We start from the raw sequence: 22,627 nt of genomic DNA on the forward strand, positions 1-22,627 counted from the left end.
GATACTAACGAAACCATTAGAATAAGGTTTTAGATCGGTGGTGATACCCAGTCTACAAAACAAGTTCACCACCGATACCACTTTTACAAATGGGTAACTCTATTTTATGTTCACAAGGTCAGAACTCGAAATCAAAACTATTGCTGAGTTGAGAGACTTGTGTAGGCGTTACGGATTGAAGCCTACTGGGAACGGAGGGTACAAGACCAGTTGGATTGTTACCTTGATGGCATTCCCACAGATAGCACTCGCTCAACTAAGACAAGGAAGAGGGTTGAAGTCACCAGGCTTTAGCGTTATTCAATTCCTTGAAGGGGTGGTAGATGAGATGAATTCACCCACTGATGAGCAAGCAGCACTGATCAAGCTAACAATGGAAGGAAAGGCTATGAGCTACCCTGACAGATACGACCAAGAAAGCTTGCTTAACTTGCACAAAGCTAAAATGTATCTTGAAATTGCGATCGGACTGCTAAACCAGTAAATCAGTTTTGAGTGTTTGTAGTAAGGACTTTAGTGCTTAGAAAATAAAGACTAAAGTCCTTACTACGAAATTGCTTACCCGTATTGGACTCAACTGAAAAGTACTATTTTTATTAACTAAGTACAACATTTCTCTAATTCATAACGAATTAACTTTGGTAAAACTCTGCGTACCTTTGCGTTTAACTCTGTGTTCCTCTGCGTTTAAAAAAGTACTAAGGATGAATTTTTGGCGCTATCTCTTATTTGCTCAATTAGAAATAGTACTCAAGGCAATTACTAATTCAAAACTAACTGACTTAAAAAGAAGGCAAGGGCTGCACTGCCCAAAGGAACTGTCAAATTGTCAATACCCAAAAATGAAACAGCTTCTAAAGCCGTAGCTATAACTGCTACTAACAGTGATACTGCCCAAGTTTGCCAACTGTTTCCTTGAGTGCCAACTAAAATCAAACTACTGACGACATAGCTAACGAGCATCATAGTTAGGGAGCCTTCCCAACTTTTTTGCGTACCAAAAACTTTATACTTATGTTTACCAAAGCGTTGCCCAATCAAGGCTGCTAATCCATCTCCCCAAGTCATGATCAAAATTCCGAGTGCTGCGTACTGGGGTTGTTGTAAATACCAGAACCAGGCAACTAAAATACCGAAACTGACGGAGTAAAAAAACGTCCCTAAGCTTTGCCGTCCAACGCTATTAATACCAGGAAGAATCGGCAATCGGTAGGATAATAAGGTGATTGCACTCGCTAAAATAGAAGCTGTGATCCCTACACTGGCGGGAATATCTAGCCACCAAGCGATTAAAATCACATTACCAGTGCCAATATGAACTATCTTTCGCACGATTTCTGGCTTGTCGGCAAAGCGGTTTACCACCCATGCAATCAGGAGGATGAGTAACACCCAAATTGCAGCCGACGCAATTTGCAGCCAGAAAACCGGAATTGAGGTGAAGTCAGAAAATGTAATTAACAAAGATGCGACAAAATGAAAAGTTTTACCCCTGTTACTAATTTATAAGATTTGGGTAGCTGCAATGAAATTATTATTTATTTGGCTGATTCGGGGCTACCGAATGTTTATCTCGCCGTTGTTTCTCCCGACTTGTCGCTTTCAACCAACTTGTTCGATGTATGCTATTGAAGCTATTGAGCGATTTGGTGTGTTGCGTGGTAGCTGGATGGCAACTCGGCGGATTTTGCGCTGTCATCCGTTTCATCCAGGTGGTTACGATCCAGTGCCAGAGGTGGTGGAAAAGGTGAAGGAGGAGTAGTTTGAGAATTAGAGTTTAAACGCATAGGCGCTTCGCCTTCCCGCAGGGTAGGGGCGCGGAGGGAAGCGCAAAGGGACGCAGAGAATGAGAAGAGGGGTAGATTATTAAAGGATGTGTTCGTGGGTATAGGTATTTGGGGAGATGTCAACAGACGAGGTTGTCATCTAGCGTGGGAAGGTTGAATAATTTAATTTGGACTTACGATGATTAATCCTACTGCGATTTCTATACCCGAACCACAAATTCCTACTCCTGGCCCGAGTCCACTACCTAGTCCCGAACCTGTACCGGGGCCAGCGATTCCTCAACCGTTACCGGGGCCTGTACCAGAAACAGTACCTACTCCCATTCCTCAAACAGTTCCAGCACCAATTCCCCAAACCATACCGGAACCTGTTTAGATTACCTTGGTAATGTAATCCAAAATCTCAAATCTAAAATCCAAAATGCTAAGAGCCGGAATTGTCGGACTTCCCAACGTCGGAAAATCTACTTTATTTAATGCTGTAGTTGCTAATGCTAAAGCAGAGGCAGCTAACTTCCCTTTTTGCACGATTGAACCGAATGTCGGCGTTGTCGCAGTACCGGATGAACGGTTAAATGTTCTTGCTAAGATTGCCAGTTCGGCACAAATCATCCCGGCGCGGGTTGAATTTGTGGATATTGCCGGTTTAGTTAAAGGTGCAAGTCAGGGTGAGGGACTAGGGAATCAATTCCTGTCCCACATCCGGGAAGTTGATGCGATCGTCCATGTGGTACGTTGTTTTGAGAATGACGATATTATCCACGTTGCTGGTTCTGTTGACCCAGCACGAGATATTGAAATCATTAATATAGAACTGGGTTTATCAGATTTAGCACAAATTGAGCGGCGAATTGACCGCACTCGTAAACTAGCTCGTACCAGCAAAGATGCACAGTTTGAAGTTTCAGTTTTAGAGAAATTAGCTGCGGCTTTAAATGAAGGAAAATCGGTGCGTCAGGTGAGCTTGAATGAGGAAGAAACAGAAATAATTAAAGGATTAGAACTGCTCACTTATAAACCGATTATCTACGCCGCCAATGTATCTGAGGATGAGTTGGCAACTGGTAATCATTTTGTGGAAACAGTGCGGCAAATTGCAGCAACAGAAAATGCCCAAGTTGTGATAGTTTCGGCTCAGGTTGAAGCTGAATTAGTGGAATTAGCAGAAGAAGATAAAGCTGATTTTCTCGCGTCTTTAGGTGTGGAAGAAGGCGGTTTGAAATCATTGATTCGGGCAACTTACATGCTTCTAGGCTTGCGGACATATTTCACTTGTGGTCCCAAAGAAACCCGCGCTTGGACAATTAATGCGGGAATGTCTGCACCTCAAGCTGCTGGTGTAATCCACAGTGATTTTGAGCGGGGATTTATTCGCGCCGAAACTGTTGCTTATAAAGATTTGGTAACAACTGGTTCGATGAATGCGGCGAAGGAGAAAGGGTTGGTTCGTAGTGAAGGTAAAGAGTATGTTGTGCAGGAAGGGGATGTAATGTTGTTCCGATTTAATGTGTAGGGGTAATTAATCAGTGGCCGTTATCTTTGAGATAATGGTCAACCTACACGAAGTTGCGTAGGCTTTGCCCGCCGTAGGCATCGCACCAAATAAGTTGACAAATATTTTATAATGTGTATACAAATATGCAAGGCGATCGCAAATAAACCAGCAATCCTCAAAATTTAGTAGCTACTTCCACCCACAATGTACAGATAAGAACCCAAATTCTCGTCGTCTGTACCAACCACTACACCGCCTTCTGCACCGGGAACAAGTTCCATAGCTTCAATTTTGTGATAATTAGAGCGGTAGAGAGGAACAAGTTGAGAATTTGCCGCCATACAATTTTGTCGCCACGAAATCTCAAGTAACCAGCGATATATACAGCTGACTGAAATGGGCCATCATCCCCAGCATCACTTGCTGAGGTGATGTACACAATTCCTACGGGGTCTACTTTAATATCTGAAATATGGCGAACATTGCCAGATGGAAACGGTACTTTCAGATTGGCAGAACCTGCGATAGTAATTTGATATTTAGCTAAGTCAAATATTCCCCAAAAAATAGTTGCTGGTTGTTCGCCTTTACCTCGATGCCCCCAAATAGCAACTAATTTCCCATCTATATTTTGTAATCCAAATGCTTCAAAATTATTTCCTTGAATAATTTCTGGTAGACTGAATTCTTTCAGCACCGAGATGGTCTTGTTAGCAGAGTCTAACCTGATGTAATAAGCTTTTCCAGAACTGCTTAAAGCGATAAAAGAGGATTTTGTTTTCTCTGGAACAGATGTTAAAGCTTCTAAGTCGATGGGCAATTGTGTATTGTTTGGCCAATTCAATGGGAAATATTCAGGTTGCCTTTTATCCTTAATACTAATAATTGCTAAACGACCTTGGTTTTTTTGTTTGTTGTCATGGACAATCAGAAAATCAAGCGTATTGCTTTGTTGCTCTATCAAAGCTATACCACTGATACCGAAAGGGATACCACCGTGAACTGGACGCCAATCTTGGGCCCAAACTTGCTGGGATATGAGTAACAATGCACCTAAGACTACTATATTGATGATTAACCTAAGAAACCGAGGCATATTGATTTAGCCAAGTTGTGAGTATCGTTAAAAGGAGTGTGTTAACGGATGAATCATATCAAATCCAAGCAATTTGCACCCACATCCATAAAAGCAGCTTTTGACACTCACAATAGCAGTATAGTTACGTAATTAGTTTACTTTCGATAGTACTTTCTGTAAAGAAAGCAATAATTCGTTGACAGTATAGGGCTTCGACAAAAATGTATTGACACCAATAGCTGCTACTGCACTGAGCTTATTCTCAGACATCAGTCCACTGCTGGCGATAATTCTGACTTCGGGGTTGATTTTTTGCAAGGTACGCATGGCTGTTAAACCATCCAGTGAGGGCAGCATAATATCCATGAGGACGGCACTAATTTTGTCTCTATTTTGAGCATATAGCGCGATCGCCTCAATGCCATCACTGGCAACTAAGATTTTGTAGTTGTGAGCTTCTAATGATGTTATCGTAATCTCTTGAATGGCGGCTTCATCATCTACAACCAAAATCAATTCTCCATGTCCTGTCTTTGGTGGCAAATTTTCGGGGCTACGTGTTTCTATTCCCCCCACTGCTGGCAAGTAAACCTTAAAGCTAGTGACACTTTCCGGTTCACTATACACGTTCACAAAACCTCCGTGACTTTTAACGATTCCCAATACTGTGGAAAGTCCTAAACCCGTACCCTGTCCGACATCTTTTGTAGTAAAGAATGGCTCGAAAATTCTATCTAGCATTTCTTTAGGAATCCCAACTCCAGTATCGGAGACAGTAATTACTATGTAAGGCCCCTCTTTGGCTTCTAGGTTCATGCGGGCATAATTTGCGTCAATCAACATATTTTCAGCAGAGATACTCAAAGTACCGCCATTGGACATAGCATCGCGGGCGTTAACGCAGAGGTTCATCAGTACTTGATGCAGTTGGGTACTATCTCCAGAAACCATCCACAAATTTTGCGGTAAATTAGTGCTGATTTCTATCGATTTGGGAAAGGTCTCTTTAAGAATCTTGGCAATTTCCACAATTATATGTTTGAGTTGCAAAGTGATGTGCTTCCCTTCTACACCCCGCGCAAAGGACAGTACCTGTTTGACTAAATCAGCACCGCGTCTAGCGTTAATTTCTAAAATTTCTAGGAGATGACGAGTTCGCTCATCTGCATTGGGAAATTTCAGCGGTAGCAGTTGCGCTCCTGCCAAAATCGGTGTCAGGATGTTGTTGAGGTCATGAGCAATACCACTAGCTAAAGTGCCAATACTTTCGAGGCGTTGAGCGCGAAATAATTGGGCTTCTAGGTGCTTTTTCTCGGTAATATCTGTGTCAACGGTGAGAATTGATTTGGGTTTTCCTTGTTCATCGCATACCAGACTCCAGCGACTAGCCACAAGGACTTCTTTGTTCATTTTAGTAAGTTTTGTTAATTCGCCCTGCCACTTACCTTTACTAATAGTTTGCAATAGAGCCGCTTCAATTTCTGGCGAAGGTTCGTCATCCAAAAGTTCGCTAGCATTTTTACCCCAAGCCTCTGTAGCTTGCCAGCCGTAAAGTGTTTCTGCACCTTTGTTCCAAAAGATAATTTGATTGTTTAAATCTCGGACGCAAATGGCATCTGTGGTGACATTTAGTAATGCTGCTTGTTCGCGGATTTTTTCTTCTGCCAATTTGCGTTCGCGTAGCGCAGCTTGTCGTTCGCTAATATCTATACTGGCGCATGTCACTCCAACAATTTCTTGGGTTTCATTCCGTAGTGGCTCAACAGTTAAATCGTAATATCGCGTTGTATCTTTGATGGTAATTGATACTTCCTCTCGCGTTCCGATGCCTGTAGTCAGCACCCCATGTTTAATTGCGATCAGATGTTGAGCATCTTCTACTGGGATGATATCTAAGTCTTGTTTGCCCAATATTTTCTCAATTGTCAATCCAAATGGGGGATTATAAACCCAGGTGTAGCGTAAATCTTTATCCTGGTTGTAGACAAAGATTGGAGAGTTTTTGAGAGCAACCCGAAATCGCTCCTCACTCTGCCGCAGTGCGTTGTCTGCCCGTTGGCGTTCGATGGCATAACGCATAGATCGCACCAGTAAGTCACCAGTTACTTGCCCCTTCACTAAATAATCTTGCGCTCCTTGTTGCATTGCGCTAGTTGCCAGGGTTTCATCATTTATACCCGTCAGCACAATGATTGGAGTTGCTTTTGCCTGATTGTGAGCAATGACAAAGGTTTGTAATCCCTGGCTATCTGGCAGCGAGAGGTCTAATAAAATAACATCAAAAGTTTCGTTTGTTAGGTAGTTGACTGCTTCATAAAGCCGTTCAACGGGCATCAACTTAACTACAACTGTGGTAACTTCCTTAAATAACTCTTGCAACAATAAGACATCACCAGGGTTGTCTTCTACTAACAAGACTTTAATAATATTTTCACCTGCCATTTCCACTACTCCGGTGGCAGTTTTACGATCGCAAACCAAAAATTTTCTATTGATTGGACAATTTTCACGAATTGATCGAAATCTACTGGCTTGGTTATATAACAGTTGGCAAAAAGATTATAGGCTTTGAGAATATCTTCTTCAGCTTGGGAAGTCGTCAAAACTACTACAGGAATTCGTTTAAGGTTTTCATCTCCTTTTATTTCTGCTAATACTTCTCGTCCATCTTTTTTCGGAAGGTTAAAATCGAGCAGTACAATATCTGGATGAGGTAATTTAGCATATTTTCCCTGTTTTCGCAAGAATGCCATTGCCTCTACACCATCCTCGACTACGTTTAAGTGAATTGAGATTTTACTATCTTCTAGGGCGATGCGTGTAAGTTGGACATCGCCAGGATTATCCTCTACTAACAAAACCTCAATAGGCATAATCGCTGTTATGGTGTTTACCATTGCTTACATACTCTATCTGGAATTGTGAAGTAGAAAGTGGAGCCTTGATCCGGTTTCGACTCAACCCAGATCCGGCCGCCGTGGCGTTCGATAATTTTCTTACAAATGGCCAGACCAATTCCAGTACCTGGATACTTGTCTCTACCGTGCAAGCGCTGAAAAATTATAAAAATACGTTCCGTATATTGGGATTCCAAACCAATTCCATTATCACGCACTGAGAACAACCATTCATCCTCCGAGGGGGTAAAATTTAAATTTTTTCCATCTAATATATCTGCATCTCCCTTACGTACCCCAATGTGAATTAATGGCTGTTGACGATCGCAAAATTTGATCGCGTTGGCAATCAGGTTTTGAAATACTTGTGTCAATTGGGTAGCATCAGCCATCACTTGAGGTAGAGTATCGTAAGTGACAACTGCCTTTCGATTTGCGATCGCAACTTGAAGATTAGCAAGCACCAGTTCTAAGACAACACTACAATCAACTGGCATAAAAGGCTGTCCACGGGTGCTGACGCGGGAATAGTTTAACAAATCGTTGATTAGGGTCTGCATCCGGCTGGCCCCATCTACTGCGTATGTAATAAACTGATCCGCATTGGCATCCAGTTGGTTTTTGTATCTTCGCTCCAGTAGTTGTAAATAACTAGTTACCATCCGCAACGGCTCTTGCAAATCATGAGAAGCCACGTAGGCAAACTGTTCTAATTCCGCATTAGAACGAGTAAGTTCCTGACTTTGCTGGGTTTCTTTTTCTAATAGTTGCGCCTGAGATAAAGCAATCCCAATTTGGTTAGCTAATTGCTGTAACAAATCTGTCTCAAACTGATTCCACTGTCGAGGTGCGGCACACTGATGAGCTAGCAATAAGCCCCAAATATCGTCCCTGACAAGAATCGGCACTACCAGATTAGCCCTGACAGCAAACTGTTGAAGAAATTCTCGATGGCATGGTTGGATATGAGCAGCTTCAATGTCTTCAAGGGCACTTACTCTTCCCTGGCGATATCTCTCTATATATTCTTCTTTAAAACAGGGGTCAAAAATATTTTCTCCTAGAATTACTGGCCAACCAGGCAGGACTGCCTCTTGTACTACTGTTCCCGAACCATCAGTTTCCAGTCGAAAAATCAACACTCGGTCAGCTTGCAGTAATTTTTGTACCTCTGTGACAGTGGTTTGAAGAATTTCATCTATTTGTAAAGAGTTTCGAATTTTTAGAGTGATTTCGGCAAATAGTTGCGATCGCAAATTTTGCCGCTTTAATTCTTCATCTGCTCGCTTGCGATCTGTGATATCAGTATAAGAACCGACCATCCGCACTATATCACCCAATGCGTCCCAAAGTGCCTGTCCTCGATCTAGAATCCATTTATAGCTGCCGTCTTGGCACTGGACTCGATATTCACAGACGTAAAACGGTGTTTTCTTGGCAAAGTGGTCTTGGAAAGCCTGAAGTACCCAATCTTGCTCATCGGGATGGATTCGTTTTGTCCATTCATCCCAACGGTTGGAAACTTCGTGGTCTTTATAGCCGAGCATTTCCTTCCATCGAGTCGAGAAGAACACTTCATTAGTCTTGAGGTTCCAATCCCAAATACCATCATTATTACCATGTAATGCTAATTGCCAACGTTCTTCACTTTCTCGTAGTGCTTCTGCTGTTTTCCGTCGTTCAGTAACGTTTTGGAAATAAACAGACAAGCCGTCTTTTGCTGGATAGGCATGGACTTTAAGCCACTGTTGCTGTGGCAGATAGAACTCCTCAAATTCGACGCTCACTTGTTCTAAAATTGCTCTGCGATATTCACAATCAAATCTTGTACCGATAATTTCTGGAAACACCTCCCAGATATTTTGACCCAAAAGCTCATTGTGAGTTTTTTGCAATAGCCTTTCTGCTTGGCTATTAATATAGGTGAATTGCCACTTTTGATCTAGGGCAAAAAAACCATCAGTGATACTTTCGAGAAGATTGGTGATGCGGGTTTTGGCTGCTTCAGATTGGGCGCGGGCTGCTTGCTCGTGTGCCACTAGTTTCTCAGTAACTTTAGATACCTCACTTACATGACGCCTGAGTTCGAGTTGGTCGATTACCAGGCGACTCAAACCCACAAATGCCTCCACTTGTTTTTGGCTTAGTTGTCGTGGAACTTGGTCAATTGCACACAGAGTTCCCAACATATCTCCCTGCGGAGTAATTAAGGGTACACCTGCATAAAACCGTATATATGGATAGCCAGTTACTACTGGATTACTAGCCAACTTCTCATCAGCTAGGGTATCAGGAACCACCACAACATTAAGCTGCTCTTGGCAAAGATAAGAGAATCCAACACTCCGGGGCATTTCTGATACATCTAAACCTATTTTTGCCTTAAACCATTGACGGTTTTCATCAATAAAATTTACCAAGGATATGGGAGTGCCACAAATAAAGGCCGCTAACTGAGCAAGATTGTTGTATGCTTCTTCGGGTTCTGTGTCAAGAATTTGATACTGGCGGAGGGCTTCTAACCTCGTTACTTCTGTATCAATATGTCTAGGTTTCATTAACTTTTTTTAATAAATATAAATGTGATATCCAGTCAGCAGCGTGATTATCTCAAGAATAGCTTAACCTTTTTTAATAATTGTTAATTATTTCCTCACCTTTGGCTGTTCAGGAAAGTCTGTTAGAAGCGATTCTTAAAATTCTAGTGTAGACAAGTTTAGGGCTGATATTATTTACTGTGCATGATTAGATTTAGTTATTAAATATAGGATATTTAGTGAGTTTCCCAAAGTAATTTATTAGTCCGAATAAACCATTCTAGGTCGATGCGATCATCGTCTACCGTCTTGGTATTCTCAGGAAAACTGTCTTTTACATTAATGCGAAATTTATCTGCATAGCATTAATTAGCTCAAATATCAGCATAGATGCACAGCGGCTGATTGTGAGATATTGCTCTACTGTTTCCACTACATGGTTAAGAGTATCCTCAATTCGCTCAATCAGTGTACTGCGGATGTATAAATCAACTTCACTAGCAAACAGCAGTAGTAATACGGCAGTCACAGAAGTGTATCAAATTGAGAGACGGCAGCGAGTAGCCTAAAGTAGATTTTTTACTGCGTTTTTTCAGTGAATATCCTTGCATTACGTATTTATACGGCTAAATAATGGCTCAATTTTTGAGTTTTGGTGATTTTGCTGAGGTTGAATTTTTGCTCAAGAATTACACTCTTGTTGCAGTAAATCTGCTTAATCCTATTTTATTCTTTACGAACAAGATAAGAAATCAAAATTTTTTGACTAGCTATATTTACTGAAACACTGTTAAATCCATCGAATCAAATAAATTCAAATACCAAGTATTAAATAATGGTTAATTTTCGACATTAGCCAATGCTCAATAATTTGAATCGCCAAAAATTTTATTCTGAAAGCATTGAAAAATTCAAATCAAAAAAGCATCAAAATCTCCCTAATGAGATTCGAAAAAAATGTAAAAACTATTGGAATTTGTTTATTATTTTCAACAATTGTATACCAAATTATATTTATTAAATTATCTGCGATCGCTCTAGTCATAAACAGGCAAAATAATATTGATTTAATCGCTAATCAGAATAGTTCATTAATCAATTTCAATCAAACAATAAATAACTTCCAAAGCCACGAGCTGTTAAAACAGGCTTTAAGAAAGTCTAACTCTAACTTAGAGAAACCAAAACAGTTACAAAAATTCACCATTGCTGACGTTATCCCAATTGAAGAATACAAAGACAAACCTCCCAAGCTACCTGAAGAAGATGAAGAAAAGCCTCAACCAAATACAATTCAACCATCAGATCCCAATCCATCCAAACCATACACACCCCAGCAACAAATACTAATACAAAAACTACGTCGAACAAACAAACAACAACAAGTAATCCAAAAGAAAATAATTATTGACGCTCTGACTGCAAGTTCCAATAGGTATTCTTGGATTGTTAATCCAACAGATAACCTGACTTTTAAACCTCAATTATTTAAACCAAATGAAGATGAAAATTATATAGATACAGATTTAAATATCAGATTTTCTGGAGACAATCAGTTTATTGATAAATTTACTTATGCTAAATTTCCCAAAGATGACCAGTTTTACTGGGTTCTCGATAACAATAGATTAGTAATTGAGACTAAAGGTACACAAGCAGGTATTCTTGCCCAAGGTAGAGATTCTGAAACTTACATTACCCAAAATGTGACATCAACCCAAGGATTTTGGGGATTGCAAAATATTAGTACTTTACCTGTGAATTTTGATGAATTAGTCGGCGGAGCTAAAATTCAAGATTTTTCTATACTTTCTCTAGCAGGAGAACTAATTAATCCTGAAGGAATACCTGCTGGTAAAGTAATAATTAATAGCGGAATTAATCTTAACGATCCTAATGTCACAGTTCTGGAAAATACTACACCAATTATTGGAAGCGGTTCCACTTTTAGTAATGATGGTGGCGGCTCTTTATTTGATTTCTTAGATACTACTAATACACCTAAAATTCTACAAGCTTTTCCTACTACTAATTTAAAGCCTTTACTAAATTGCGGAAGCGTTCAACTTAAACTAGGCGAAATTATTCCCGATCGTGTTCTAGAAGCGACTGGTATTTTATGGGGAAATATCTTAACGGGTGAAGGTTTTGGTTTTACTGCTCCTGTCTCTTCATTACCAGGTGTTAAGATTGCCCAGAGAGGCGAATTTGATAATTTTGATTTATTAAATATAGCAGTTAATCCTTACTTGACGCCACTTGAGAGAGACTTGTCTTATTTAAATTCTTTATTATGGGTATCTTTCGGCAAAAGAGACCCCATATTTAAAACTTTATCTGAGACACAAAAAACTTCTAGTTGGCACAAATTATATGTTAACTATCCTCACAACCGGACCATTATTCAATACGATCAAGAAAAAATCAGTGCTAGTTATTCTAATATTTTTTCTAGCCCAGGATTGTCTATTACAGCTAATTTAAGTGACTTTAGTATTGATAGTATCCAAACAGCTAACTCTACTTTAGGATTGGCATTAGGCGGAATCTTTGAATTCATTAAAATAGATAATATTAATGAAAGTTTAGCAGAAGCACGACAAAGCTTTAAAAACGGAGAAAGTTTTGTTGAATTAAATACAAAGTCTACACCAAATCAAAGAAGACAAATTAACAACAGACTAAATCGTACTTTAGCTTATTCTAATGCAACTAGCGACCTAGAACAAGTCTCTGGAAGTATCACACTTCAGAGTAAAATCACTCCCAATAATTCTAATATTTTGGAACTGAGAACAGGAAATCACAAACGCACAGTCCAATTTTTACAAAGAGATGTTGAACTTTTAGATCCAGGAAATACGTTCTTTTCAACCCTCAGACTTTCTAATGAAAGATTTGGCCCTCTGACTTTCATAGGAAATCAAATGCCTTTGACTAATACTGATATTAATCCTATTAACGAATCTAGCGGTGCTGAAGTTATTTTGACTAACTCCCAAGGACGACAATTTGTACAACGATTTAATTCGGAAGATAACACTATAGTACCAATTCCAGTCCGCACATTTGATTTAGCATTCGATTATTTTGAACTCACCAGAGTCGATCGCATAGGTGTGAGTTTTAAAAGCTTTGATGGTTATCTCTCTTTACCTTCAGTTGAATTATTAGCTGCGGGTTCTGCTGGGGATTTAAACTATAGCGCTAGCTTAGGAACTTGGTTTAATATAAACGCCAACTCAGCGCCTGGAGTTTCTAATAATAATTTAGGGTTAGCAGAACCATCTGTGGGTATATATGCCAGTATTCTGGCTAACTATATTAAAACTCATGTCCAGTTAAACTCAAATAAAAAACCTGTAGCTGTCAACACTCACATACCATCATTAAAAATTGACTGGAATAGTGCATCAAATAACAATAATCCTTTTTCCACTGTACTCAGCTATTATTTTAATCATCAGGAAAAAAATATAAGTTTTTCTTTAGCGCCTGCAATAGCTTTTATTCAAGATAATAGCAATGGTGAGTTTTTAACACTGTTTAGTGGTGAATTTAGCACTAGTACAGGTTTAAATATTAATACGAACCTAGAGTTAGGCAAAAGCCTTTTTTATGAGTTACAAGGTTTGCAAAAAGTTGGTAGAAATTTCTCTGTTGGTGCTTATATTAAAAATTATTTTACCAAGAATGTGGGTTTAAATACCCGATTGTCTGGTCTAAACTACGGAGCTATTTTTAGATATAATTTTACAGATAATAATATTTTTATAGAATCTAAAATTGGTACGGGAGAAAATGGACTTGATATGCAAATTCAAGGTGGTTATCGATTTTAAATACAAAAGTAAATAGGCAAGCTGACATTAGAAATATTTACTCTGGATTATTTAATTAAACAATATAAAAATATAGAGGAGTACTATTTTAGTATGTAAAAACAATCAGTACAATCAAGGAGGCTTTTCTCCCTTTATATCGTGGCTTTTTCCTATTGCTTTTTGCCCTTTCCCTATTGCCTAAGAATTATCAAATATCGTAGATGCAGCAATAAACTTAATATATTTTTTGCAACTATTCTAAAGCCCCTAAACCATTAGTACTGTTGATTGTCTGAATTAAAGAGGCTGTATCGGGAATTAATGTTTGATTGTTGACTGTTTCTAAAGTTTGGTTCAAAAAGGAATTGTTATTATTTGTGATTATTTCATTGGCTGTGCCTACTGTCAGAGATAAAGAAGTTATTGTTTGATTAGTTGCTCCAATATTTGTCAAAGTAGGCGTTATTGTTAGAGTCGTATTTGTGCCGGGATTTAAAAAATTATTACTAATAAGTAAAGAGAGTTCACCACTAACACTTTGATAAGCGCCGGAAGGCGAAACTATAGAAATAGCCCCGCGTGCTACAGCTTCTTGTGCATATACTGGCACTGCAATAAAATTGCCTACACTGATAAAACTCAGCAAGCAAATGGTTCTTTTGATAGTTCCAGGCAATTGACGAAACACGCTATACATAATTTATTCCTCATGCTTTTTTTGATTGGCATGAGCAATATAGCGGTAACTTTTCAGAAAATTTGATTGCTAGACTACCAAAATTTGGTATAAGAATTGACACTTAGAAAATAAAGGCAAAGTCCAATAAGTAAATAACAAGAGTAATGATTGTGTGATTGTCTTGTGCCTAATGCCTTCTAGCTTCCGTCTTTTGGCTTTTGTATTTTACCTATTGGCTAATTTAAAAGATTTCGTAAAGTATCTATTTAAACAACATCAAAAGCCCGATTTCTTCAAGAAACCGGGTTTATATGGTAATATAGTATATAAGTTTGGAAATACCGCCCCTCAACTACATTCAAGGGGCTGTATTTTTCTTCAATCTTTTACATCTCAGTCACTCTCTACTTTATCCCCTGTCAAAACTATGGATATAAGTAAAGGAGAGTCAGTCAAAGAATTGATTCGCGTATTACCAAATACTTTGATGCCAATGCCCAGCATGGGGATAGTCGTAGACGTTTCGTCTCAACTGATGGCAAAATTTTCTCAAACAATACCCAAACAGAGGTTGAAAATCAATTCAAGAAGTGAAAGCATATAGACTAAAAGCCAATACCTTTTAACACTATAGTGATTTTCTGTCAGTTAACAATCAGTCTATTCTAGACCGCCATTAACACTAGCTGCTCTGACAAGGGCTGCTAGGTCTTCAACTGCTGTAACAGTGCCGGCATCAATCTTGGCTGCAATAGCTGCTTCGATTGTAGAACTGGGTGGTGATACCAGGTTTACAACTGCACCTGGATCTATTGTTAAAGTAGTTACGCTTTCGTCATTTGCACCTATGACACCGCTATATACAGGTGTAACAACTAACGCTGGTCCGGTGAAATATGCAGAAGTAGGTGCAGTTAACTCAGCACTGACGCTGACAGAAGCACCTGATGGTCTAACAATTGTAACCGCACCACGAGCAGCAGCATCTCCTGCATTTGCAGGTGCTGCAAAGAAATTACCAACACCAACCAAACCTAATACACAAACGCTGCCTTTGATAATTGCAGAAATTTTCATGATCAACAAGCTCCCTGTGTTGTTTTTATTCACGTTTTAAATATAACTATTGCTTTTCTAAAAACTCTCAGTAATAGTACTTGATTTTTTAAAAATATCAGCGGTCATCAATTACAAAAACTAATAGACAAAATTGTTGGTGAGGATCTCAAAAATAGCAGTAGAACAACGATAAAACCATCATTTAGAAGAATTAGATTTACTTACTACTTATACAAAGTTTGTGGTAATACTTACCAAAACTAGAATTATAGAAAACTCAATAATAAAAACATTAGAGGTAAGGCTTTAGACCAATTCAAACACCATAACTCTCAATTCAAACACTATAACTCTCTGTAAACTCTGCTTAATAATTAGTCACACATTTTCCGAAATGCCTATGTCATATCTTGACTAAATCTTAAGTGCATCTTCATGGAGAATATTGGGTAATATATTGTGTACAATGATTTGACTCCCCAGACTTATTACAGTTTTTATCTGGATGCAATATTTTGTCAGGGCACGCAACTGTACGCTGATACCATATACCACACAGTTTAAAACAGCTATAAAATATAGTTATAGGTTGGGTAGAGTGAGACTCTGAAAAAAAACGCTACGCGATGGTGCAAAGCACGTGTCAGAAGCGAATATCGACGACGGGCTATGCCTACGCAAAACTACAAAAATTTTAGGGACTTGCAAAAAATAAATTATCCCAAATTATTTGTATATTTGTAGGGGCGCAAGGACTTGCGCCCCTACTATGGGATATTTTTTTAACTGGAAGTCCCTTAGACCTCTTCTTTCAAAGAAAGTCACTGTGTTGCAGCGCAAAATCAGCATTGCCAAAAATTGCTTAAGCGTTACCCTCAAGCACCATTTAACCTACTATATTTATTGTCCCCCAGTTCAATGGGCTACATCTGCCTGCCGTTAGGTCATTATGGCAAAATCTAAGAAAAGCGCTACCCCCATCAATCTCAGCGATCCACAATATTATCTTAACCGAGAGTTAAGCTGGTTAGAATTTAATGCCAGGGTATTACATGAAGCCTGTGACGATCGCACCCCACTTCTAGAACGTCTTAAGTTTTTGGGAATATTTAACTCTAATTTAGATGAGTTTTTCATGGTGCGCGTTGCTGGCTTAAAGCAACAAGTAGAGGCAAAAGTTAGCCTGTTAACTCCCGATGGTCGCACACCACAACAACAGCTAGACGATATTAGGTCTACCCTCACTCCCCATGTCAAGAAACAGCACCAACATTTTGAGGAAGTACTTCGTCCTCTACTAGTAAATCATGGTATTCATATTCTGAATTACATAGATTTGAATCAAAAGCAGCGGACTCATCTCAACAGCTATTTTGAGGAACAAGTCTTTCCAGTTTTGACTCCTCTGGCTGTTGATCCTAGTCATCCCTTTCCTTTTATTTCTAATCTCAGTCTAAATCTGGCTGTTGTGGTCAAGAACCCAGACACCGAAGAAGAATTCTTTGCCAGAATCAAAGTCCCTAGTGTTTTACCACGATTTTTACCGATACCGCCTGAATTGGGAGATCAGAACAGCGAAAAACTTGCTCACTGGACTGGGGTACCTTTAGAACAAGCGATCGCTCATAATTTGGAATCTCTATTTCCAGGGATGAACATTCAAGAATATCATCCATTCCGCATTACCCGTGATGCCGATTTGGTCTTAGAAGAAGATGAAGCAGATGATTTATTGTTAGCGATCGAACAGGAATTACGAAAACGGCGGTTGGGTGGTAGTCCAGTCCGCCTAGAAATTCAATCCCAGACTCCTGAAATAGTGCGATCGCGATTATTGCAAGATTTGGAATTAACGGAAAGTGATGTTTACGAAGTAGATGGTCTTTTGGGACTGCGGGATTTAATGTACTTTATGTCCTTGCCATTGCCGGAACTCAAAGATCCACCACGCCAATCTGTTGTACCGTTACGCCTGCAAAGGTTGAGAGAACCGAGTTTAGACCCAGATGCACTGGAGACGGACGAAGGAAAGGACTTTTTTGCTGTAATTCGGGAAAAGGATTTGCTAGTACACCATCCTTATCAATCCTTTTCGGCTACAGTAGTCCGCTTTATTACCCATGCTGCCTACGATCCGAATGTATTAGCCATCAAGATGACCCTTTACCGGACTTCTGGTGACTCGCCCATCGTCAACGCTTTAATTGCCGCTGCTGAAAATGGCAAGCAGGTATCTGTGCTGGTGGAATTAAAAGCGCGATTTGATGAGGAGAATAATATTTACTGGGCAAAACGACTAGAAAGAGTTGGAGTTCATGTCGTCTATGGTTTAGTCGGGCTAAAAACCCATAGTAAAACCGTTATGGTGGTACGGCGCGAAAAAGACCGGATACGTCGCTACGTGCATATTGGGACTGGAAACTATAACCCTAAAACAGCACGACTGTATACGGATTTGGGATTGTTTAGTTGCCGTGAAGAATTGGGCGCTGACATTACAGATTTATTTAATTTCTTAACAGGATATTCCCTGCAAAAGTCTTATCGAGAGTTGTTGGTTGCGCCTGTAAATATGCGCGATCGCTTTTTGGCACTAATTCACCGCGAAATCGAAAATGTTCAAAATGGATTTTCTGGACGGATTGTTGCCAAAATGAATTCCCTAGTCGATCCAGAAATTATCGCGACTTTATATGAAGCTTCCCGCGCTGGAGTGCAAATCGACTTAATTATCAGGGGTGTTTGTTGTTTACGCCCAGGAATCAAAGATATTAGTGAAAATATTCGCATCATCAGCATTGTCGGTCGCTTTTTAGAACACTCTCGAATTTATTATTTTCACAACAATACACAGGAGGAGATATATATCGGCAGTGCTGACTGGATGCGTCGCAACCTAGATCGCCGAGTCGAAGTAATTACCCCAGTCAAAGACCCAGATATTGCTAAAGATTTGCAAGAAATTCTGGGAATTATGCTCGCAGATAATCGCCAAGCTTGGGAATTACAAGCTGATGGTACTTACATTCAACGGCGTCCTTATGATGATTCTCCAGAAGCTAATTCACAAAAAATTCTCATGAACATGGTATTACGCTCAACCGGTGTAGTCGCAACCTGATTAATTAAAAAATAAGTTACTTATACCTTGACAACTAGCTCAACTTAGTTTTTTTGGAAAAATTGAATTTTTTGAGCAGTTGTCTAAGTTGTTTATCATAGGTTCATACAAGTTATTCAACCATAGGATAGAGTCAGTGCTAGCACTTGTTCTCATAAACTGGAGAGGTTATTCTGAATAAATTTGTCTTTCCCCTCAATGTTAATGTTATCCTGCGAGCTTTCTACCTTGCGTGTTTTAGTAGTTGATGACCACGAACTGACTCGTTTAACCTTACAATTGGTTTTTTCTTGCCAGGAAAATATTCAAGTAGTAGGTTTAGCCAGTAATGGTGAAGAAGCTATAGAAATGGTTAAACGTTGCCATCCTGACGTAATTGTTCTAGATTTACAGATGCCAGTCATGGATGGGTGGAGTGCGTCCAGTCACATTAAAGCTATATCTCCGAACACCCAGATACTTGCTTACTCCTCAGTGGAAGACGTAAATTTTCACGGGACAAAGGCAATGTCTAGCTTTGATGACGTTTGCAAGAAAGATGTGCCTACAAGCGAACTGATTGCCTTAGTTAGGCAGCTGGGTCAGCGTGCAGGAGATGGTTCAGTGGCAGGATAAATGTTGCAGTGATAATTGCTTCGCCAACTCAGGCTTAGTTCAATTCTGGGGATTTAAAGACATAATACTACTAAAGAACGTCGGTCTAGCCTGAACTTGAGGTTAAACCGACGTAAGTTTTGATAATTTCTACTCTACCGGAATGGTGCGTGTAAATTCATCAATTAATTCATCCAGTTCTTCCAAAGCCTGATTTACATCTATTCTCAAAGTTCCCAGGTTTGGTTGCTCTAATAAGCTTAATAGGTAATCGCGTTTATTTTGAACTGCGACAATTCGTTCTTTTATAGTCTGTAGATCCATTATTTTTTTCCTATCTTTAACTACCTTTAAATTTAAAGTTAACTCAAAATCCAATATTCTGAAACACTATACGCCTTTAGTAGTCAACTTAGTCCCACTTGCCTTGCCTACGGGATGCTGCGCGAATGTGGACTAAGGAAAAATTGAGTGTTTCACAACCACAAAGACAAAGGTGGGTAAAGTTTCGTTTAAACGAAGCCAGTGCTTTGGGCAGCAATGCCTGACTTGTTCGTTATTGGTGTGCAACTGGCGTGCAGTTTCTAACCGCCTTAATAATATGGCAATTTAAGGTTAGTTGAATACTAGCGCTTGGGGATGATGTTCTTCCCTAATTTGTTACTCATAGCCGATGATAATAAAACTAAGGTATTCAGACTTTATACTAATTTAAGCTCATGCTACGCCAAATCTCTTTGGGAACACTCGGTCTAACTATCGGTGGCATATTAACCATCATTGGCTTCGTCGCCTATGCTGATAATAATGCCACACTCAATCTTGTCGGATTTTTTTACGGGATTCCTCTACTATTGGGAGGACTGGCGCTAAAAGCGAATGAACTTAAGCCAGTACCATTTAGTCAAACTACGTCACCGTCAGCATTAATACTGCGCCAGCAGCAAGCAACTGATACGCAAAATAAAATTCGCAAAGACATCACCCGATATTGCTACGGTCAAGATGCTCATCTAGATACAACGCTTTCTTTTTTGGGTTTGAGTCCCAATGACCAGGAACGGCCAACAGTCACAGGGTTACGAGAAACAGAAGTTAATGGGAGCTATGCCCTAATTTTAGAATTTGATTCACCGCTAATACCAATTGATGTGTGGCAAAAAAAGCATGAAAAAATGACCAATTATTTTGGTCCTGGATTGGAAATTCAAATAACGCAGCCATCTGAAAATACAATTGAGCTAGCGCTAATCAATATTCAAAAACAATCAGTAGTCAGTAGTCAGTAGTCAAGAGCAAAAATTATCGTTACCCAAACTTCATACCTTTATGACTTGTTGTTACCCATATTTTTGCAACAGTCACAATAATTAATAATTCATAATTACAATTAGTAGTAGCTCCTGTACTCTCCATTCTCTTGTTGACCACCAAATTTTTTGATGAGTGTGTGGCCTAGTGTACAGTGTCTTTAACTAGAAATTATGAATTAGTAATTATTCTTTTGGGAATTCCTTTAACCACGATTTAACTCTCCAACTTATTGAAGAAGTTGGGGAGGTGGTCAGCAATTTTTGCTTAAGATTTCTTTGGGATTCTCTTAAGCACTGATCAAAAAGTTACTTTTCTAAACGAACTGCGTACCACTGTAAATATTTCCCAGGGCCAATATCTAATTCGCAGCTAGTGTCAATTAAATATTGGGCTTGAGTTTCCACAGTATCAAACTTTTGCAAGTCAGGCGGTAAATCTTGAGTTATGAGTTGTTGAAGCGTTGTTTTGAGCTTTTCTAATAGCTCTGATGGTGTCATAAATTGTTCTGGTTGATTTGTTTCTAGAACAACAAAATTATCCTGCTGGTACATTAATGAGTCTGGCATTTTAAAGATTTAGCGAATGTCAATAGGTTTGGATGATTTTTGTAGGAACTTTTGCTTGTTTGTGTAGTCAACTTGAGTTCTGGGCAGTTTATGGCTAGACCAAAATGGTTATGAAGTCACTTGAAAATAAAGTTTTACTGTAAACTTTTATCTCAATCTTATGTAATTATACTAAACCTCAGCAAGCCTTGTCATATAGACTAAATAAATTTCAGTCAGGTGATATTACTATTTAGTATTAGCTATCTTGTGAGGGTACTTTGGCAATTGCTTTGCCCTGTCTCACTAGGTTTCTAAACTATCTACATAAATAAATAATTAGGGTGTGTATTTGTAATTCTCAAAAAAATCGTAATTTGACTTTAACAATAGGGAAAGATAAAAGTAACATTTCCTCCCATAACCATCGTTGAACAAAAAGGTAGCAATTGCCTTCGTGTTCCAATTACAGATTGTCTATGCAACTTATTTATCTACCGCTTGCTTGGCCCAACAACATTAGGCAGTCCATTGTCAAAAAACAGTTGATTGTGAAGCTAGACACACCTTTGCCGCAAATCCTGGCATTGATGAAAATAGCGATCGCCCCCATGCGATTGAGTTGTACAGCCATTTTCAGGATAGTTCCACAAGTGGAAGGCAACTCATGTCAGGCATAAGCCCATTTTCTGTTTCTAAGCAACCACCACTGATTTTAGTGGCTGATGATGACAAGACCATCCGAGTATTGTTGCGTAAAACGATGGAACAAGAAGGTTATCGAGTAGTCGAGGTCAATGATGGTAAGCAATGTTTAGATGCTTACGAGACTATCAAACCGGATATAGTTTTGCTAGATGCTGTAATGCCTGTGATGGATGGCTTTACCTGCTGTAAGCAATTGCTCCAGATTGCCAGGAATAATTTAATATCAGCCCTTGCAAACTTTGATAATGACTCGACTCTTAACAATACGGTCATCTCCAAGATATGGGAGCGTACTCCCATCTTGATGATCACATCCTTGGACGATGAGGAATCTGTAAACCGTGCTTTTGACGCCGGGGCTACTGATTATGTGACTAAACCAATTCACTGGCCTGTATTGCGCCAGCGGTTGCGCCGACTGCTACAGCAAGCACAAGTATACAAACAGTTAGAGGCGGCAAACGAAGCTTTGTATCACCTTGCCAATGTAGATGGCTTAACTGAGTTGGCTAATCGTCGTCGCTTTGACGATTATCTCAATACTCAATGGATTAATCTCGCACAAGAGGGATTTCCCTTGTCAATGATTTTGTGTGATATCGACTTTTTTAAATTTTATAATGATAAATACGGCCATCCGGCAGGGGATGTATGTTTACAAAAGGTGGGTGCTGTCTTAAGCCTTAAGGCACAAAAACATCAGGATTTAGTAGCGCGTTATGGTGGCGAAGAATTTGCTGTGATTATGCCATATACACCTGCATCTGGCGCACTTCACGTTGCCGCCGTGATCCAAGCGGGAATTAAAGATTTGCAAATTGTTCATGACGGTTCTGCGGTGAGTCAGCACATCACTCTCAGTATGGGCGTGGCAACTGTTGTCCCGACTTGGGAGTCTTCGCCTTCAGAGTTGATTGTGTTGGCAGATAAAGCACTCTACCAAGCAAAGGCTGGGGGACGCGATCGCTTTATCTCAAGTTCTTAATTGT

Annotated in this window: 19 protein-coding genes and 1 pseudogene; 10 read left to right on the top strand and 10 right to left on the bottom strand. The window is 39.5% G+C overall.

What is annotated here, in order from left to right:
• Positions 1–106 precede the first annotated feature (106 nt).
• A complete protein-coding gene (locus HWQ42_RS18120; protein WP_292814627.1) occupies positions 107–484 on the top strand; it encodes a hypothetical protein in 378 nt (125 codons plus the stop codon).
• A gap of 278 nt (positions 485–762) precedes the next feature.
• Here HWQ42_RS18120 and HWQ42_RS18125 read toward each other — a convergent pair whose 3' ends face one another.
• The gene (locus HWQ42_RS18125) at positions 763–1,464 is read right to left on the bottom strand and encodes a diacylglycerol/polyprenol kinase family protein (protein ID WP_292814628.1); all 702 of its coding nucleotides are present in this window, start codon (positions 1,462–1,464) and stop codon (positions 763–765) included.
• A 61-nt stretch (positions 1,465–1,525) separates the two neighbouring features.
• On the opposite strand from HWQ42_RS18125, the gene yidD reads away from it, so the two are divergent.
• The 3 genes from yidD to ychF all read left to right on the top strand — a co-directional run bounded on the left by yidD (position 1,526) and on the right by ychF (position 3,300).
• The gene (gene yidD / locus HWQ42_RS18130; protein ID WP_012412579.1) at positions 1,526–1,762 is read left to right on the top strand and encodes a membrane protein insertion efficiency factor YidD; all 237 of its coding nucleotides are present in this window, start codon (positions 1,526–1,528) and stop codon (positions 1,760–1,762) included.
• A gap of 203 nt (positions 1,763–1,965) precedes the next feature.
• Entirely contained in the window at positions 1,966–2,163 is a 198-nt protein-coding gene (locus tag HWQ42_RS18135) for a hypothetical protein (protein WP_292814629.1), read from the top strand.
• A 45-nt stretch (positions 2,164–2,208) separates the two neighbouring features.
• Positions 2,209–3,300 carry a redox-regulated ATPase YchF gene (gene ychF, locus HWQ42_RS18140; RefSeq protein ID WP_292814631.1) on the top strand — a complete coding sequence of 364 codons (1,092 nt, stop codon included), beginning with the start codon at positions 2,209–2,211 and terminating at the stop codon, positions 3,298–3,300.
• 164 nt (positions 3,301–3,464) lie between these two features.
• Here ychF and HWQ42_RS18145 read toward each other — a convergent pair.
• The 5 genes and pseudogenes from HWQ42_RS18145 to HWQ42_RS35585 form a co-directional block, all read right to left on the bottom strand.
• Positions 3,465–4,378, bottom strand: a pseudogene (locus tag HWQ42_RS18145) (hypothetical protein).
• A 132-nt stretch (positions 4,379–4,510) separates the two neighbouring features.
• Positions 4,511–6,802 carry a response regulator gene (locus HWQ42_RS18150; RefSeq protein WP_292814632.1) on the bottom strand — a complete coding sequence of 764 codons (2,292 nt, stop codon included), beginning with the start codon at positions 6,800–6,802 and terminating at the stop codon, positions 4,511–4,513.
• 5 nt (positions 6,803–6,807) lie between these two features.
• The gene (locus tag HWQ42_RS18155) at positions 6,808–7,257 is read right to left on the bottom strand and encodes a response regulator (protein ID WP_292814634.1); all 450 of its coding nucleotides are present in this window, start codon (positions 7,255–7,257) and stop codon (positions 6,808–6,810) included.
• Positions 7,251–9,815, bottom strand: a complete 2,565-nt coding sequence (locus tag HWQ42_RS18160) for a GAF domain-containing protein (RefSeq protein WP_292814637.1) — start codon at positions 9,813–9,815, stop codon at positions 7,251–7,253. The genes HWQ42_RS18155 and HWQ42_RS18160 overlap by 7 nt, the downstream gene beginning before the upstream one ends.
• 313 nt (positions 9,816–10,128) lie before the next feature.
• Positions 10,129–10,323, bottom strand: coding sequence for a hypothetical protein (locus tag HWQ42_RS35585; RefSeq protein WP_334813407.1), 195 nt, complete (start codon positions 10,321–10,323; stop codon positions 10,129–10,131).
• Positions 10,324–10,735: 412 nt separating this feature from the next.
• On the opposite strand from HWQ42_RS35585, the gene HWQ42_RS18170 reads away from it, so the two are divergent.
• On the top strand, positions 10,736–13,636 hold the full coding sequence (locus HWQ42_RS18170; protein WP_292814640.1) for a hypothetical protein: 2,901 nt from the start codon (positions 10,736–10,738) through the stop codon (positions 13,634–13,636).
• A gap of 235 nt (positions 13,637–13,871) precedes the next feature.
• On the opposite strand, the gene HWQ42_RS18175 is transcribed toward HWQ42_RS18170, so the two are convergent.
• Both HWQ42_RS18175 and HWQ42_RS18180 read right to left on the bottom strand, forming a co-directional pair.
• Positions 13,872–14,315, bottom strand: coding sequence for a hypothetical protein (locus tag HWQ42_RS18175; protein ID WP_292814643.1), 444 nt, complete (start codon positions 14,313–14,315; stop codon positions 13,872–13,874).
• A gap of 642 nt (positions 14,316–14,957) precedes the next feature.
• Positions 14,958–15,374, bottom strand: coding sequence for a hypothetical protein (locus HWQ42_RS18180; protein ID WP_292732098.1), 417 nt, complete (start codon positions 15,372–15,374; stop codon positions 14,958–14,960).
• A 931-nt stretch (positions 15,375–16,305) separates the two neighbouring features.
• On the opposite strand from HWQ42_RS18180, the gene ppk1 reads away from it, so the two are divergent.
• Both ppk1 and HWQ42_RS18190 read left to right on the top strand, forming a co-directional pair.
• A complete protein-coding gene (gene ppk1, locus HWQ42_RS18185; protein ID WP_292814645.1) occupies positions 16,306–18,477 on the top strand; it encodes a polyphosphate kinase 1 in 2,172 nt (723 codons plus the stop codon).
• 198 nt (positions 18,478–18,675) lie between these two features.
• Entirely contained in the window at positions 18,676–19,092 is a 417-nt protein-coding gene (locus HWQ42_RS18190; protein ID WP_094348557.1) for a response regulator transcription factor, read from the top strand.
• Between the two features lie 129 nt (positions 19,093–19,221).
• Here the strand turns inward: HWQ42_RS18190 and HWQ42_RS18195 are convergent, their stop codons facing one another.
• Positions 19,222–19,395, bottom strand: coding sequence for a hypothetical protein (locus HWQ42_RS18195; RefSeq protein WP_292732096.1), 174 nt, complete (start codon positions 19,393–19,395; stop codon positions 19,222–19,224).
• Positions 19,396–19,790: 395 nt separating this feature from the next.
• Here HWQ42_RS18195 and HWQ42_RS18200 point away from each other — a divergent pair, with 395 nt between their 5' ends.
• Positions 19,791–20,360: a DUF2854 domain-containing protein gene (locus HWQ42_RS18200; protein ID WP_292814648.1), complete on the top strand. Its 570-nt coding sequence runs from the start codon at positions 19,791–19,793 to the stop codon at positions 20,358–20,360.
• A 330-nt stretch (positions 20,361–20,690) separates the two neighbouring features.
• Here the strand turns inward: HWQ42_RS18200 and HWQ42_RS18205 are convergent, their stop codons facing one another.
• On the bottom strand, positions 20,691–20,951 hold the full coding sequence (locus HWQ42_RS18205) for a chlororespiratory reduction protein 7 (RefSeq protein ID WP_292732094.1): 261 nt from the start codon (positions 20,949–20,951) through the stop codon (positions 20,691–20,693).
• A 458-nt stretch (positions 20,952–21,409) separates the two neighbouring features.
• Between HWQ42_RS18205 and HWQ42_RS18210 the strand changes: the two genes are divergently transcribed.
• Both HWQ42_RS18210 and HWQ42_RS18215 read left to right on the top strand, forming a co-directional pair.
• Positions 21,410–21,610, top strand: a complete 201-nt coding sequence (locus HWQ42_RS18210; RefSeq protein WP_292732093.1) for a hypothetical protein — start codon at positions 21,410–21,412, stop codon at positions 21,608–21,610.
• The gene (locus HWQ42_RS18215) at positions 21,598–22,623 is read left to right on the top strand and encodes a PleD family two-component system response regulator (RefSeq protein WP_292732092.1); all 1,026 of its coding nucleotides are present in this window, start codon (positions 21,598–21,600) and stop codon (positions 22,621–22,623) included. The genes HWQ42_RS18210 and HWQ42_RS18215 overlap by 13 nt, the downstream gene beginning before the upstream one ends.
• Positions 22,624–22,627: the final 4 nt, after the last annotated feature.

The sequence above is a fragment of the Nostoc sp. JL23 genome (assembly GCF_017115065.1).
GTDB classification, from domain to species: domain Bacteria; phylum Cyanobacteriota; class Cyanobacteriia; order Cyanobacteriales; family Nostocaceae; genus Nostoc; species Nostoc punctiforme_A.

Coding starts and splice junctions, on each gene's coding strand:
- HWQ42_RS18120 (WP_292814627.1), top strand. CDS start 107: ATGTTCACAAGGTCAGAACTCGAAATCAAAACTATTGCTGAGTTGAGA.
- yidD (WP_012412579.1), top strand. CDS start 1,526: ATGAAATTATTATTTATTTGGCTGATTCGGGGCTACCGAATGTTTATC.
- HWQ42_RS18135 (WP_292814629.1), top strand. CDS start 1,966: ATGATTAATCCTACTGCGATTTCTATACCCGAACCACAAATTCCTACT.
- ychF (WP_292814631.1), top strand. CDS start 2,209: ATGCTAAGAGCCGGAATTGTCGGACTTCCCAACGTCGGAAAATCTACT.
- HWQ42_RS18150 (WP_292814632.1), bottom strand. CDS start 6,802: ATGGCAGGTGAAAATATTATTAAAGTCTTGTTAGTAGAAGACAACCCT.
- HWQ42_RS18155 (WP_292814634.1), bottom strand. CDS start 7,257: ATGGTAAACACCATAACAGCGATTATGCCTATTGAGGTTTTGTTAGTA.
- HWQ42_RS18160 (WP_292814637.1), bottom strand. CDS start 9,815: ATGAAACCTAGACATATTGATACAGAAGTAACGAGGTTAGAAGCCCTC.
- HWQ42_RS18170 (WP_292814640.1), top strand. CDS start 10,736: ATGAGATTCGAAAAAAATGTAAAAACTATTGGAATTTGTTTATTATTT.
- HWQ42_RS18175 (WP_292814643.1), bottom strand. CDS start 14,315: ATGTATAGCGTGTTTCGTCAATTGCCTGGAACTATCAAAAGAACCATT.
- HWQ42_RS18180 (WP_292732098.1), bottom strand. CDS start 15,374: ATGAAAATTTCTGCAATTATCAAAGGCAGCGTTTGTGTATTAGGTTTG.
- ppk1 (WP_292814645.1), top strand. CDS start 16,306: ATGGCAAAATCTAAGAAAAGCGCTACCCCCATCAATCTCAGCGATCCA.
- HWQ42_RS18190 (WP_094348557.1), top strand. CDS start 18,676: ATGTTAATGTTATCCTGCGAGCTTTCTACCTTGCGTGTTTTAGTAGTT.
- HWQ42_RS18195 (WP_292732096.1), bottom strand. CDS start 19,395: ATGGATCTACAGACTATAAAAGAACGAATTGTCGCAGTTCAAAATAAA.
- HWQ42_RS18200 (WP_292814648.1), top strand. CDS start 19,791: ATGCTACGCCAAATCTCTTTGGGAACACTCGGTCTAACTATCGGTGGC.
- HWQ42_RS18205 (WP_292732094.1), bottom strand. CDS start 20,951: ATGCCAGACTCATTAATGTACCAGCAGGATAATTTTGTTGTTCTAGAA.
- HWQ42_RS18210 (WP_292732093.1), top strand. CDS start 21,410: ATGCAACTTATTTATCTACCGCTTGCTTGGCCCAACAACATTAGGCAG.
- HWQ42_RS18215 (WP_292732092.1), top strand. CDS start 21,598: ATGTCAGGCATAAGCCCATTTTCTGTTTCTAAGCAACCACCACTGATT.